We start from the raw sequence: 14,630 nt of genomic DNA on the forward strand, positions 1-14,630 counted from the left end.
AAGTTTAGCAATGACAGCCGCATATAAAATGCACTAGTGTAGCGCATTATTGTACTTTTGGAGGTTGAATGCCGCTGCAAAGCCAGATTGCCGGCAATCGCGTGGAGATTACGGCGCGCCCCCTCGCCTCGACGCTGCGCATATCCGAATTCCGATTGGAATCGGATAGCGCCCATCTGCTTCTCCTTTCCGCCGGTGAAGCGGAAATTCTCCAAGGTGAAAAAACGCTGCCGGTCGTAGCACCGGGGCTCGTCTGGCTGCCCATCGGCCCCGCCGGCCGCCTGCGCCTGAATGCCGGAAGCCGTGGATCGCTGCTGAGGACGAGCGAAATCGGGCTTGCCCATGCGATGCCCACCGGCACGAGCGCCAGCGCCGTGCGCACCATATTGCAGCGTGTTCTGACACAGGTGTCAGCGGAAAAGGACCGGCAGGAGCTGGCGGGTTATCTCGAGACCATCGCCAGCGAAAATGTCCGCGCAACAACCGGTTCCGACACGATCATCGCCAGCCTGCTTTCTGTCACCCTCATCCGCATCTGCCAGCACGCCATCGCCGATATTGCCGCCGCCATCTCCACCCCCGGCAGCCTTACCGAACGGTTCGTCCTGCTGGTGAGCCAGCACAAACGCGACCAATGGGGCGTGGACGATTATGCCAGATATCTGAGCGTGAACCGTGAACGCCTGGGATTTGCGGTGCGCAAGGCCACAGGGCTTTCGCCGCAGGCCTATATTCACCGGGAGTTGCTGTCCGAAGCACGCGACCTTCTTCTTAACTCATCGCTGCAAGTTGCTGAAATCGCGTTTCGATTGGGCTTTCAGGACCCCGGCTATTTCAATCGCTTCTTCACCCGCAACGAGGGCACGTCTCCCGGACGTTTCCGCCGGGCCGCGATGCGAGTGCAGAACGTGCCACCGCCATCCTATGCGGCCTGGCCTTGATCTAGCAATCGCTGATGCTATTTCACGCCGCCACCACCCGGTGCCGCCCGATCGGCAACATCATCGGCTTGCCGGAGGTCGGATCTTCGATGACCCGGCTTTCGATGCCGAAGACGTGGCGCACATTCTCTTCCGTCAGCACCTCTTCCGGCGTGCCGCAGACATGCAGCTTTCCGTCCCTCATGGCCACGAGATGATCGGCATAACGGGCTGCGAGATTAAGATCGTGCAGCACCATGACGATGGTGGTCTCCCGGGCGTGGTTGAGGTCAGTCAGAAGATCCAGCACTTCGACCTGGTGGCTGATATCGAGGAAGGTGGTCGGCTCATCCAGCAGCAATATGTCGGTCTGCTGGGCAAGCGCCATGGCGATCCAGACGCGTTGCCGCTGGCCGCCAGAAAGCTCGTCCACCGGCCGCTCGGCAAGGTCCACCGTATCAGTGGCGACGAGGGCTGCGGCGACCGCCTCGTCATCCTGCCGCGACCAGCGGGCGAAAAGGCCGTGATGCGGATGTCGGCCACGGCTGACCAGATCAGCAACAACAATGCCCTCCGGCGCGATCGGCGACTGCGGCAAAAGGCCCATGCGCTGCGCCAGGTCCTTCGAAGGAAGCCGGTGGATCGACTTGCCATCGAGCAGGACTTGCCCGGCGCGCGGCGTGATCAGCCGCGACATGCTGCGGAGAAGTGTGGACTTGCCGCAGGCATTGGCGCCGACGATGACCGTGATCCTGCCGCGCGGAACAACGAGATCGAGCCCTTCGATGATAAGGGTTTCGCCGTAGCCAGCCGATAGGCCGTTCACGGAAAGGGAGTGGCCGGTCATAACGAGCCTCCGCTGCGGTTGACCCGCACGATAAGGTAAATCAGATAGGGCGCGCCCAGCGCGCCGGTAACGACGCCGACCGGGTATCGACCCGGCAGCAGGAACTGGCCGCAATAATCTCCCACCAGCACCAGCACCGCGCCTACAAGTGCGGCGGGAACGAGCAGTGAGCCGTTGCTGCCGACGATACGCGCGGCAATCGGCCCCGACAGGAAAGCGACAAAGGCGATAGGTCCCGAGACAGCCGTTGCAAAAGCGATCATGCCCACGGCGGCGATGATGACGATGATGCGCGTTTTCCCAACTCGCACGCCGAGTGCGGCCGCGGCATCATCGCCGAGCCGCAACGCCTCGAGATCACGCGCACGACTGATAAGCAGCCCGCCGAACAGGATGAGCGCGATGAGGAGCGGCGACGTCTGGGCAAGTTTGGCGCCGTTGACACTGCCCGTCAGCCAGCGCATCGCCTCCTGCAGCGTCCAGGCGGGCGCGACGGAGAGAATATAGGCGATGAAACTTTCGAGCATGGCAGAAACGCCGATGCCGACAAGGATAAGCCGTGTTCCCGCCACGCCGTTGCGGAAGGACAGGAGATAGACCAGCAGCGCGATACCAAGGCCAGCGATGACTGCGAAGACCGAGACGAGCGGCCCGTTCAGCTGCAGAACGACGATGGCGAAGACGGCGGCAGCGCTCGCGCCGGAACTGATGCCGATAATGTCGGGACTGGCAAGCGGGTTGCGCAGCATGATCTGAAAGGCAACACCGCCCAGCCCGAAGCTCAGCCCGGCCAGCACCGAAAGCAGCGCACGCGGCAGGCGCAATTGCCCGACAGTGAAGCTGACACCGGCAATATCCTCGCCAGCCAAGACGCGGATCACCTCACCCGGCGGCGTAAAGGATTGCCCCAGCATCAGCGTCAGTGCGAATGCGGCAATCAGCAGGAGCGACAGGACGGCAATGACAAGGCGACGCCGGCGCTGTCGGGCGTGGCGGTTGAAAACCAGTGCGTCGATGACGGCAGCGTGCATGGTCATAGTTCGCGCACCCGCTGGCGTCTGACGATCCAGATGAAGAACGGCGCGCCGACCAGCGCGGTAACGATGCCGACATCAAGTTCCGAAGGTCGTGCGACGATGCGGCCGACAATATCGGCGGCAAGCAGCAGGCAGGCGCCGCCGAGCGCTGAAAACGGCAGCAGCCAGCGATTGTCGACACCGACAAGCAGGCGGCACAGATGCGGCACCACCAGCCCGACAAAGCCGATTGGCCCGCAGATGGCTGTGGCCGCACCGCAGAGCAGAATGGCGCCGAAAGAGGCCACGGCCCTGGCGACAGCGACATTTTCACCAAGGCCGGCGGCGAGCTCGTCACCCAGCGCCAGCGAATTCAGCCTGCGCGCCGAAAGCAGACTGATGGCGAAACCCGCGGCCAGAAACGGCAGAACGGTCTCGATGCGCTCGAAGGTCGCGCCGCCGACACCGCCGATCTGCCAGGCGCGAATGCCACCGGCAATATCGCTGCGCGGCAGCACCACGGCGATGACCAGTGAGGAGAAGGCGACGGATGTGGCGGCACCGGCAAGCGCCAGTTTCAGTGGCGTGGCCCCGCCCCGCCCCAGCGAACCGACGACATAAACAAAGACGGCCGAGAGACCAGCACCGATGATGGCGGCAATGATGAAGGCCTGCGAAGACGCAATGCCGAACCAGACGATGGCAATGACGACGGCGAGCGACGCACCCATATTAACGCCGAGAATGCCGGGATCGGCCAGCGGATTACGGGTAACGCCCTGCATGATGGCTCCCGCCAGACCGAGTGCAGCACCGGCCAGAAGCGCAAGCACCGTGCGCGGCAGGCGGACCGATACCGCCGCTTCCGCAACGGTCTCAACGCGGCCAGCAAGCGCTGCGGTAATATCCGCCAGCGATACATCACGCGTGCCGATGGCGACCGAAAGCGCGCAAAGCGCGGCCAGAAGCGCCAGCGCGGCGCTGAGCCACACCGTTCGTTTGCAGTTGGAGCGGCCGGCAAGCAGCACGACCGGACCTTTACCGGATCCCGGCATTGTCATTGGGACTTCCCGGAGGCTTTGTCCGCCGCTTTCGCCAGAAGATCGGCATAGTCCTTCAGCACCCAGGAAATCGACAGCGGCGTGGGATTGGACGCTGTTCCGAGCGGATCGCGCCCCAGCATGACGATGGCATCATGGGAAACGGCCGGCATGCGGGCCAAAAGCGGATCGGCACGCATGGCATCGAACAGCGGCTTGCTGCCATAGGTCACGACAATATCGACATCATCGAAGGCATCGACACGCTCGGCGCTGACGCCCGCGGCGAATTGTCCCGGCTTCGTTGCTTCCACGACGCTTTTCGGCGAGGCAAGCCCGAGATCGGCGAAGAACTTCACCCGGCTGTCATTGGCGGTGTAAAAATTGACGACGCTGAGATTGGTAGCGTCGAGATGGGTAACGAACATCGCCGACTTGCCCTTCAGCTGCGGATGGCCGGCGACCACCTCGGCAATCTCCGTCTCGATGCGTTTGATCAGCGCTTCACCTTCCGCAGCCATGCCAAGGCCCGCGCTATTCAGCCGGATCATCTCGCGCCAGTCCGTCGCCCACGGGGAAACGGGATAGGCGACCACAGGCGCGATCTGGCTCAGCGTATCATAGTCAGACTGGCTGAGACCGGAATAGGCCGCGAGAATGACATCCGGCTGCGTTGCCGCCACGGCCTCGAAATCGATGCCATCACCCTCGTCAAACAGAACCGGTTTGTCCGCCTTGAGTTCCGCGAGCCGCTTTGCCACCCAGGGCAGCAGGCCATCGCCGTCATCATCACCGAAATTGGCGGCGGCGAAACCGACAGGCACGACGCCGAGCGCCAGCGGCACCTCATGGTTTGCCCAGGCGACAGTGGCGACGCGCTGCGGCTTCTTTGCAATCGTCGTCGTACCGAAGGCGTGCTTGATGACGATGGGATAGGTCGTCGCATCATCCGCCAAGGCCATATTTGGCGCGATTATCGACAGAAACAGCACAAAGGCCGGCACGAGGCAGCGGAACGGACGAAGCATGACGAAGCTCTCAAAGGTTCAAAAGTGGACTTGAACTCTCAGCTTCACATGCCCCCGTCAAGCCTAAGGAAGAGATGCCGCCCGAACAGCGGTGAAATTTCCGGGGTTTTGTACAAAACCGCAAAAAGTTACAATACCGGACTAACTTTCTCAAGTTATTGGGCGCTTCGAGAGTGGGCCGTGCAAGCGGCGATCGGGGCATCAACTTCTGGAATATGGCAATGAAAATCGAAATCGACGGCAAAAACCGTAAAACCGCGCCACATTTGCATGGGAGAGCGGCCCTGCTTGCCTGCACGGCGCTTGTCGCCACCCTGCCCGGCCCCTTGCTGGCGCAGGAGGCTGCCAATACAAGCGGCAGCACGGTTCTGGAACGGATCACCATCGACAGCGGCGACAATGACCAGAAGTCCATCGTCGCCACCCGCACCACGAGCGGTAGCAAGATGGCGACCGATATTCTCGATACGCCCGCCTCGGTTTCCGTCATCACCGCCAAGGAAATGCAGCAGCGCGGCGTGCAGACCGTGGAAGAGGCGCTGCAATATACCGCCGGCGTGACAACGGATTTCTACGGCTCCGACGATCGTTTCGACTATTTCAAGATTCGCGGTTTCGACGCCTATACCTATCGCGACGGCCTGACGCTCGGCCGGCCCTTCGGTGCGCTGCGCGAAGAAACCTATGCCTATGAGCGCGTGGAAGTGCTGAAGGGCGGCAACTCCACCACCTTTGGCGTCTCGGATCCCGGCGGCTCGGTGAACTATTCCACCAAGGTGCCGAAACGCGCCCGTTTCGGCGAAGCCTATGTCACCGGCGGCTCCTACAGCCGCGCCGAGACCGGTTTTGATTTCGGCGACAACATCACCAGCGACGATACGCTGTCCTATCGCCTGACCGGCAAGCTCAGAAATGCCGACGCGGAATATGACTATTCCCGCGATGACGAGAAATTCTTCATGGGCGGCCTGACCTGGCGTCCGACCGATGTCACCAGCCTGACCGTGGTTTACGACCACCTCAACAAGGATGGCGTTCCCGGCGGCGGCGGCCATCCGGTCGGTTCGCATTTCGACAGGAGCCGTTTCTTCGGCGAACCGGACTACAATTATCGCGGCACCAACCGCAATTCGGTCAGCGTGATGTTTGACCACGATTTCGGCTCGGGCCTCACGCTGAGTTCCAATGCGCGCTACAGCAAGACCAATACCGATTTCGGTTACGCCTATATCGCATCCACGCCGACCAACGGTTCGACCATCGCCAACCGCGCCTTTTTCGGCAACGACACCGAAACCGAAAACTTCCTGATCGACACACGGCTGCAATATGACACGACCTTCGAAAATGTCGAAAGCCGCAGCCTCGTTGGCGTCTTCTATAATGACTACACATCCGGCAGCAAAAACTACTTCGGATCGGCCCCAAGCATCAACTGGATGAACCCGGTCTATACCGGCGCACCCGCCTCGGTGCCGCTCTATGCCAGCTCGCTGACGGACCAGAAAACCAAGGCGATCTACCTGCAGCAGGACCTGACCTTCTTCGACAGGCTGATCGTCAGCGCCGGCCTGCGCAACGACTGGATCGACACCGACCAGACCAACCGCCTGAACGGCACGACGGCGAGCGGCGACATCAGCGAACTGACCAAGCGCATCGGCGTGTCCTACAAGGTCACCAACGAGATCGCGCCCTATATCAGCTATGCCGAATCGGTGGTGCCAGCATCGGGCCTTACCGTTGAACCGGAGCGTGGCGAGCAGATCGAGCTTGGCATCAAATACCGGCCGGAGGCTTTCCCCGCCCTGTTCACCGCCTCGATTTACGACCTGAAGAAAAACAACATCACCGTCACCAGCCCGATCACCAGCCTGCCGACCACGATCGGCGAAGTGCGCGTGCGCGGTCTCGATCTGGAAGCCAAGGCGGAAGTCACCGACAATCTCAGCCTCACGGCGGCCTATTCCTATCTCAATGCGGAAATTACCGAAAATGGCACGGCTGGCAATGTCGGCAACCGGCCGCAATTCGTGCCGGAACATCAGGCCTCGCTGTGGGTCAACTACACGCTCGCCGGCAACGACCATTTCGGCGATATGACCTTTGGTCTGGGCGGTCGCTACACAGGCGCTTATTATTTCGACAATGCCAACAAGGTCTCGACCGGCAGCAGTGTCACCGTGGATGCGGCATTCAGCTACAAGATCCAGGAGACCGCATCAATGGATGTCAACGTTTCCAACCTCTTCAACGAAAAACACGTTGCTTATGGTGGTTTCGGCGCTGACTTCTACAATCCCGGCCGGGCGTTTTCCGTCACCCTGCGCAAGACGTGGTGAACAGCAGGATTCGCAATATGTTTCAGAGTATTATGGATATTTTCTAACTCTAAACGTCATCCTCGGGCTTGTCCCGAGGATCTAACCACATCGCATCAAGTCAGAAGGCAGCAGATCCTCGGGACAGGCCCGAGGATGACGTAGAGCAACGTTTGTGGAATTGCGCCACCGGTGAACGTGGACGGGACCAGACCGACCCGTTATCAAAGCAGCCTGTGCATGCGCCGCCAGGCGGCCGGCGTGTCACCCACCGAGTGACGGAAGGCCTTGGTCAGATGGGCCTGATCGGAGAAACCGAGCTGCGCGGCGATATCGGCGACGGTCAGATCACCTTCCAGCAGAAGTTTCTGGGCGGCATTGATACGCCGCTCCAGCTGCCATTGCAGCGGTGTCTTGCCCGTGGTCTGGCGAAACACGGTGGCGAACCAGCTTTCGGAAAGCCCGACAATATCGGCCATTTCGGCAACCGTCATGCGGTCGTCCCCGCGTTTTTCGACGCGGGCGAGCAACCTGTTCATCTGTGCCTGCGTCAGCCTGCCATTGACCTGCTCGGGCGTCGCTCCGGGAATATCCAGCAAGCCCGCAACAATGCTGCCGACAAGGCTTTCGGCATAAAGCGGATGTTTCGAAGGTTCCGCTAGTTCATCGACGAGCAGACCTGCCAGCGTTTCGACCGCGCCGATATCCTGTATCTCGACTGGACGGCGTAGCGCCGTCATGGCTGCCGACCCGCCGACCGATGGCGACAGGAAGCGCAAAAGCCGGTCTTTGTGGATATGCAGGTTGAGATGGGAAAAACGATGTGTGGCATTGCTGCTCGTCCACATCGGCACGCCGGCCGGCACATAGACCGCCCGGGTCATTGGCCGCGAATGCTGCGAAAGCTCGCCATCGCGGTTGGAAATCCGGATCCGTGACGAGACATCGTTGAAGAAAATCATGATGCGGGGATCGGCGGCCAGATAATAACCCTTCGCCCCCATCTGGCTTTCGGCCTCCCAGAACGCGCTGACCAGCCCGTCAAACTGGCGCCATTTGACCGGTGCAGTGACGCTGATCCCTTCCGTGTGCCAGGTCATGGAATGCCAGAAACTCAATGCGGTTACCGTCCGGTTGTCGAGCCGAGGTTGGGAACGCGGGAAGCGGCAAACGCCGCAACAGACATCGCGCCCCTACGCCAATAACATGACTTATCAATTCATGTTAATAGCAAAGATCGTTATAAAATGAAACATTCGCTCACGCGGAACCTTCGACCCGGGGGACCCGTTAAGTCCATGAGATGAATTTAACACGGGAGACTGTCATGGATAGCAAGAAGGAACCGGGCGACTTCGCAGACAAGAAGCGCGAGGAACAGGGCCGTGGCGTCATTGTCGCCGGGCCTGATGCGCATGAAAATGAAAAGAGTGGCAAGACGCCTGCGGACAGAAGCGAAAAATCCTCCCCTGACCGGCAGGTTCCATCTTCCGACCGCCGCTGACGTGATTTTTGGATGCTTTGACAAGGTCAAAAAAAACCTCCCCGATCGCTCGGGGAAGCGTTCATTTATTGGGTGGTCGCGTTTCGGTTCAGACGAGGTCGAAACGGTCGGCGTTCATCACCTTCGTCCAGGCGGCAATGAAGTCGCGGACGAATTTTTCCCTGTTATCGTCCTGCGCATAAACTTCAGCATAAGCGCGCAGTATGGAGTTCGAGCCGATTACGAGGTCGACACGGGTCGCCGTATATCTGGCCGCCCCGGTCCTGCGGTCACGAATCTCGTAGAGATTGTTGCCGGTCGGAACCCAGGAATAGGCCATATCCGTCAGCGTCGCGAAGAAGTCCGTCGTCAGCGCACCGGGCTTGTCCGTGAAAACGCCATGTGCCGCGCCGCCATAATTGGCGCCGATGACGCGCAGGCCACCGATGAGGACGGTCAGTTCCGGCGCTGTGAGACCGAGAAGCTGCGCCCGGTCGAGCAGCAGTTCTTCGGGGCTGACAACATAGTCCTTCTTGATCCAGTTGCGGAAACCATCCGCCAGCGGCTCAAGCGGTGCAAAGCTGTCGGCATCCGTCTGCTCGGCGGAAGCGTCACCCCGGCCGGCCGCGAAAGGCACGGCGATGTCGAAGCCGGCCGCTTTCGCCGCCTGTTCCACACCGTAATTGCCGGCCAGAACGATCACATCGGCGATGCTCGCGCCGGTCTCACGGGCGATCGGCTCGAGAACCGAAAGCACACGGGAAAGACGGGCGGGCTCGTTGCCTTCCCAGTCCTTCTGTGGTGCGAGGCGGATGCGGGCGCCATTGGCGCCGCCGCGCTTGTCCGAACCGCGGAAGGTGCGGGCGCTGTCCCATGCGGTCGCAACCAGATCGGCGACCGGCAGGCCGGAAGCGGCGATCTTCGCCTTGACGGCAGCGACATCGTAGCCCGTGGAACCGGCAGGGATCGGATCCTGCCAGATCAGGTCTTCCGCCGGAACGTCCGGGCCGATGTAACGGGACTTCGGCCCCATGTCGCGATGCGTCAGCTTGAACCAGGCGCGGGCGAAGACGTCAGAGAAATGGTCCTGATCGTCCTTGAACCGCAGCGAAATCTCGCGATAGATCGGATCGACCTTGAGGGCCATATCGGCATCGGTCATCATCGGGATGGTGCGGATCGAAGCATCCTCGACGTCGACAGGCTTGTCTTCCTCGGCGATGGTGATCGGCGCCCATTGGGAAGCACCGGCGGGGCTGTGCGTCAAAGTCCATTCATGCTTGAACAGCATGTCGAAGAAGCCGTTGTCCCACTTGGTCGGCTCGCTCGTCCAGGCGCCTTCGATGCCCGATACCACGGTATCACGGCCAATGCCGCGGCCCTTGGTGTTGATCCAGCCAAGACCCTGATATTCCGGGCCTGCGGCTTCCGGATCGGGGCTGAGGTTGGCCGCGCTGCCATTGCCGTGCGACTTGCCGATGGTGTGGCCGCCGGCGGTGAGAGCCACGGTTTCCTCGTCGTCCATGCCCATGCGGGCAAAGGTTTCGCGCATCTGCGCCGCCGTCGCCAGCGGATCGGACTTGCCGTTCACACCTTCCGGATTGACGTAGATGAGGCCCATCTGCACGGCGGCAAGCGGGTTTTCCAGCGTCTCGGGCTTGCTCACGTCGCCGTAACGGCCATCGCTCGGCGCCAGCCATTCCTTTTCGTCACCCCAATAGGTGTCCTTTTCCGGCGCCCAGATATCTTCACGGCCGAAAGCAAAGCCATAGGTCTTCAGACCGGCAACGTCATAGGCGATGGTGCCGGCGAGCGCGATGAGGTCGGCCCAGGAAAGCTTGTTGCCGTATTTCTTCTTGATCGGCCACAGCAGGCGGCGGCCCTTGTCGGTGTTGACGTTATCCGGCCAGGAGTTGAGCGGTGCAAAACGCTGGTTGCCGGTGTTGGCGCCACCACGCCCGTCCGTCACGCGGTAGGAACCGGCCGCATGCCAGGTGACGCGGGCCATCATGCCGACATAGCTGCCCCAGTCGGCCGGCCACCATTCCTGGCTGTCGGTCATCAGGGCGCGCAGATCGGCCTTCAGGGCCTCAACGTCGAGCGTCTTCAGCGCTTCACGATAGTTGAAGGAGGTGCCGAGCGGGTTGGTCTTGGTATCGTGCTGGTGCAGAATGTCGAGGTTCAGCGCATTCGGCCACCATTCGGTTACCGATTTACCGGAGGCCGTATTGCCTCCGTGCATGACGGGACACTTGCCGGCCGGTTTTGAAGTTGCGTCCATTTCGCCCTCCGATGGGTTTTACAATTAAACGAATCAATTCGACATGTGCAGCATTCCGAGCCAGAGCCCGCGGCAGGTCATGGGAAAACCGTGCGGTGGCGCTGGTGATCTCTCACAGCTACAGCTTCTTTCTGTCATGAAGATGACTAACAGCCGGGTTCCATAATTTCCAATTGTATATTCTAAAGGCTGCGATATGCTGAGCTTATGATTGCGCTCTCCATGAAACATCTTCGTTATTTCGACGCGCTCGCCAAGATCGGCCATTTCGGCCGGGCGGCGGAGGCATGCGCGATTTCCCAGCCGGCGCTTTCGCTGCAGATCCGCGAGCTGGAAGAACTGATCGGCGCGCCGCTTGTCGAACGCGGCAGCCGCCAGATCCGGCTGACGACGCTTGGCGAGGAGTTTGCCGAGCGCACCCGCTCGATCCTGCGGTCGGTGGATGAGCTGCAGGATCTGGCGCGCGCCGGAAAGGGCCCGCTCAGCGGCCGCCTGCGCATCGGCGTCATCCCCACCGTCGCGCCTTATCTTTTACCACAGGTCATCAAGACGCTCACGCGGCATTATCCGGAACTGGAGGCGCGACCACGCGAGGCGGTGACGCAGAAACTCATCGAGGATCTTCTGGAGGCAAAGCTGGACATGGCGATCGTCGCCCTGCCCGTCTCGGAACCGGCGCTGGAAGAAGTTCCGCTGTTTTCGGAGGAATTCATTCTGGTGCGGCCGATGGAGGATGCGGGCATGCCGGTGCCAAGTGCCGACAAGCTGGGTGAAATGCGCCTGCTCTTGCTTGAAGAAGGCCATTGTTTCCGCAATCAGGCGCTTTCCTTCTGCAGCACGACGAATGCGCCGCCACGCGTCCTGATGGAGGGCAGCTCGCTCTCCACCCTTGTGCAGATGGTCGGCGCCGGCATCGGCGTCACGCTTATTCCGCAGATGGCGGTCGATATGGAAACACGCCAGTCCACGGTCTCGGTCTTCCGGCTGGCGGAACCGCGCCCGTCGCGCACCATCGGCATGGTGTGGCGCAAGAGCAATCCGCTGTCTGCGCAGTTCAGCCATATTGCCGAGATTGTCCGCGAATGCGGGCTGCAGAAACTTGGCATCGCCTGATCCATCTGCGGTAGAATCCGACAGCCGCGCCACCAGCAGGGAACCCGAATTTGAGCAGGCCGAATTATCGCGATATCGCCCGTCTTGCAGGTGTCGGGACAGCAACGGTCGAGCGGGTGCTGAACGGACGCGGCGGTGTTCGCGCCGAACTCGTGGAAAAGGTCGTCATCGCCGCACGGGAACTGGACTATCCCCGCACCCTGCCGGAAACCCATCGCGGGCTGCTGCGCATAGAAGTGCTGATGGTACGCCCCGAAACCACCTTTTACCGGCGGCTTTCCAGGGCCTTCGAAAGAATTGCCGCGACACTCGATCCTCTTGTCGTCGTTCACCGCAGCTTTGCCGAGGAAATGAAGCCGGAGGAGCTGGCAAGCCGCATCATCGCCGCCGGAGAAGCCCGGGCCGGCCTGATCCTCGCCATCCCGAGCAGCCCCGCGGTCAGCGCTGCGGTCGAGGCGGTGGTGGCGCGTGGCGTACCTGTCGTGCACGTCGTAACGCGCGCCTCGGCAAAAAGGGGTGAATTCATCGGCATCGACAATGGCGCCGCAGGGCGCACGGCGGCGCATTTCATCACCCGCATGGCGCGCCAGACCGGCCCGGTCATCGCACTCTGCCATCCGATCTATCAGGTTCACCGTGACCGTATCAGCGGCTTTTCCGACTATTTCCGCGATCATGCCGGCGAACATGGCTTCGAGTGGCTGGGTTTTACCCGCGATGACGAATATTACAGCGCCGAAACCCTGCGCATGGCGCTGGATCTCTATCCCGACATGGCCGGCCTTTATAATGTCGGCGGCGCCAATTCCGCACTGATCGACGTTCTTCGCAGGCACCCACGCGGCGGCGAGATATTCTTCGTCGGCCATGAATTGACCGATTATACACGCAAGGCGCTCAACGACGGCATCATGGATATCGTTCTGGATCAGGCCCCCGAGGCGCAGGCCCGCCGGGCGCTGGACCTCGTGCTTCGCCGGATCGGTCTTACCGATATCGAGCCCGACAGCGCCCCCATTCGCTTCGTTACCATCACCGCAGAGAGCCTTTGATCTGATTTGATCAAGGAAGGCTTCGGCATTCACAAACCTCCCTGCTAATTTTGCGTCAGGGAGGAAAACCGCAGATCGCAGGGAGCGACGGGCGGCCAAGGCGTGCGAACGCCCTCCTTCATCGTGAAAACTTGCACGGGCGTGTCGAAAGCGGGCGCCCGAAGGAGAGCGCTATGGACGATCTGAAATATGGAACGCGCAACAAGCGCGGCGACTGGGCGCCCAACCAGCCGGTGGAAACGGCCCCGCTCTTCGCTTTCCCGCCGCGCCTGATGGCGGTACTGAAGTGGCTGCCGCATTATTTTTTCCCATGGAATGCGATCTTCGCGCTTTCGGCTGTTGCCTATTGGGCCTTTGTCATTCCGCCGGTGGAAACCATGGCCACGCTTGGCATCGGCTGGATCGCCTGGCTTTATGCCGTCAATGCGGTCTGCGTTTTCCTCTTCTACGGTGGTTTCGAACTCCATCTCTATATTCTCAAGCGGCAGGAAAACCGCTTTAAATATAACGGCAAGTTTCCCGCCGAACAGAAGAGCAAGGCTTTCTGGTTCGAGAGCCAGAACCTCGACAACATCCTGCGCACCTTCCTTTCCGGCGTGACGATCTGGACCGCCATCGAAGTGGCAATGCTGTGGGCCTATGCCAATGGTTATGCGCCCTGGCTCAGCTTTGCCGAAAATCCGTGGACGCTTGCGATCGTGGCGCTTGTGGTGCCGATCATCCACGAATTTCACTTCTTCTGCATTCACCGGCTCATCCATGTGCCGCTGCTTTATAAATGGGTGCATTCCGTCCACCACAATTCGGTGAACCCGTCGCCCTGGTCGTCGCTCTCCATGCATCCGGTCGAGCATCTGCTCTATTTCGGCACGGCCTTTTATCACCTGATCCTGCCGTCCAATCCGGTCCTCATGCTCTACCAGCTGCATTATGCGGGTTTCGGCGCGATCCCCGGCCATGTCGGCTTCGACAAGGTCGAGGTCGGCGAGGACAAGCTGGTCGATAGCCATGCCTATGCGCATTACCTCCACCACAAATATTTCGAGGTGAATTACGGCGATGCCCTCATTCCGCTCGATCGGTGGTTTGGCACCTGGCACGACGGTTCGGCGGAAGGAGAGGCCCGCATGCAGGAACGCTATCGCAAACGCAAAGAAAAACTCGCGGCACGCAAGGCGCGCAACACCATCGGGGAGGCAGCAGAATGAGCTGGGTTTCAGCCTGCAAACTGGACGACATCGAACAGGAAGGCGCGATCCGCTTCGACCACGCCGGACGCACCTACGCGATCTATCGCGGGCCGGATGACAGCGTTTATTGCACCGCCGGCCTGTGCACCCATGAGGCGATCCATCTTGCCGAAGGGCTGGTGATGGATTTCGAGGTGGAATGTCCCAAGCATTCCGGCGCCTTCGATTACCGCACCGGCGAAGCCCTGCGGCTTCCCGCCTGCGAGAATCTGAAGACCTATCCGGCGCAGGTGGTGGACGGCGAAGTACGCGTCACCATCGGCTAGGCCGAGCTTTCGA

The 14,630-nt window shown here is 60.8% G+C and carries 13 protein-coding genes; 7 read left to right on the forward strand and 6 right to left on the reverse strand.

Features of this window, described 5'->3' with window-relative positions; all coding sequences use genetic code 11:
• Nucleotides 1–68 precede the first annotated feature (68 nt).
• A complete protein-coding gene (locus M0412_RS21125) occupies nucleotides 69–941 on the forward strand; it encodes a helix-turn-helix transcriptional regulator (protein WP_269699929.1) in 873 nt (290 codons plus the stop codon).
• Between the two features lie 22 nt (nucleotides 942–963).
• On the opposite strand, the gene M0412_RS21130 is transcribed toward M0412_RS21125, so the two are convergent.
• Genes M0412_RS21130 through M0412_RS21145 form a run of 4 tightly spaced genes read right to left on the reverse strand, consistent with a single transcriptional unit; the run spans nucleotide 964 to nucleotide 4,851 of the window.
• Nucleotides 964–1,767 carry an ABC transporter ATP-binding protein gene (locus M0412_RS21130; RefSeq protein WP_269699928.1) on the reverse strand — a complete coding sequence of 268 codons (804 nt, stop codon included), beginning with the start codon at nucleotides 1,765–1,767 and terminating at the stop codon, nucleotides 964–966.
• A complete protein-coding gene (locus M0412_RS21135) occupies nucleotides 1,764–2,804 on the reverse strand; it encodes an iron chelate uptake ABC transporter family permease subunit (protein ID WP_269699927.1) in 1,041 nt (346 codons plus the stop codon). Before M0412_RS21135 ends, M0412_RS21130 begins: the two co-directional genes overlap by 4 nt.
• The gene (locus M0412_RS21140; protein ID WP_142841923.1) at nucleotides 2,801–3,844 is read right to left on the reverse strand and encodes an iron ABC transporter permease; all 1,044 of its coding nucleotides are present in this window, start codon (nucleotides 3,842–3,844) and stop codon (nucleotides 2,801–2,803) included. Before M0412_RS21140 ends, M0412_RS21135 begins: the two co-directional genes overlap by 4 nt.
• Nucleotides 3,841–4,851 carry an iron-siderophore ABC transporter substrate-binding protein gene (locus M0412_RS21145; protein WP_142841922.1) on the reverse strand — a complete coding sequence of 337 codons (1,011 nt, stop codon included), beginning with the start codon at nucleotides 4,849–4,851 and terminating at the stop codon, nucleotides 3,841–3,843. Before M0412_RS21145 ends, M0412_RS21140 begins: the two co-directional genes overlap by 4 nt.
• 221 nt (nucleotides 4,852–5,072) lie before the next feature.
• Between M0412_RS21145 and M0412_RS21150 the strand changes: the two genes are divergently transcribed.
• Entirely contained in the window at nucleotides 5,073–7,193 is a 2,121-nt protein-coding gene (locus M0412_RS21150) for a TonB-dependent siderophore receptor (protein ID WP_269699926.1), read from the forward strand.
• 203 nt (nucleotides 7,194–7,396) lie between these two features.
• On the opposite strand, the gene M0412_RS21155 is transcribed toward M0412_RS21150, so the two are convergent.
• Nucleotides 7,397–8,290, reverse strand: a complete 894-nt coding sequence (locus M0412_RS21155) for an AraC family transcriptional regulator (RefSeq protein ID WP_269699925.1) — start codon at nucleotides 8,288–8,290, stop codon at nucleotides 7,397–7,399.
• A 209-nt stretch (nucleotides 8,291–8,499) separates the two neighbouring features.
• Between M0412_RS21155 and M0412_RS21160 the strand changes: the two genes are divergently transcribed.
• Nucleotides 8,500–8,676: a hypothetical protein gene (locus M0412_RS21160; RefSeq protein ID WP_269699924.1), complete on the forward strand. Its 177-nt coding sequence runs from the start codon at nucleotides 8,500–8,502 to the stop codon at nucleotides 8,674–8,676.
• Nucleotides 8,677–8,764: 88 nt separating this feature from the next.
• Here the strand turns inward: M0412_RS21160 and katG are convergent, their stop codons facing one another.
• Entirely contained in the window at nucleotides 8,765–10,936 is a 2,172-nt protein-coding gene (gene katG, locus M0412_RS21165) for a catalase/peroxidase HPI (RefSeq protein WP_269699923.1), read from the reverse strand.
• 207 nt (nucleotides 10,937–11,143) lie between these two features.
• Between katG and M0412_RS21170 the strand changes: the two genes are divergently transcribed.
• The 4 genes from M0412_RS21170 to M0412_RS21185 all read left to right on the forward strand — a co-directional run bounded on the left by M0412_RS21170 (nucleotide 11,144) and on the right by M0412_RS21185 (nucleotide 14,617).
• Entirely contained in the window at nucleotides 11,144–12,049 is a 906-nt protein-coding gene (locus M0412_RS21170) for a hydrogen peroxide-inducible genes activator (RefSeq protein ID WP_142857849.1), read from the forward strand.
• A 50-nt stretch (nucleotides 12,050–12,099) separates the two neighbouring features.
• Entirely contained in the window at nucleotides 12,100–13,101 is a 1,002-nt protein-coding gene (locus M0412_RS21175) for a LacI family DNA-binding transcriptional regulator (RefSeq protein WP_269699922.1), read from the forward strand.
• A gap of 173 nt (nucleotides 13,102–13,274) precedes the next feature.
• On the forward strand, nucleotides 13,275–14,309 hold the full coding sequence (locus tag M0412_RS21180) for a sterol desaturase family protein (protein ID WP_142841915.1): 1,035 nt from the start codon (nucleotides 13,275–13,277) through the stop codon (nucleotides 14,307–14,309).
• Nucleotides 14,306–14,617, forward strand: coding sequence for a MocE family 2Fe-2S type ferredoxin (locus M0412_RS21185; RefSeq protein ID WP_065116896.1), 312 nt, complete (start codon nucleotides 14,306–14,308; stop codon nucleotides 14,615–14,617). Before M0412_RS21180 ends, M0412_RS21185 begins: the two co-directional genes overlap by 4 nt.
• The last annotated feature ends 13 nt before the right edge of the window (nucleotides 14,618–14,630 follow it).

Source organism: Agrobacterium sp. O3.4 (genome assembly GCF_041414895.1).
GTDB classification, from domain to species: domain Bacteria; phylum Pseudomonadota; class Alphaproteobacteria; order Rhizobiales; family Rhizobiaceae; genus Agrobacterium; species Agrobacterium cucumeris.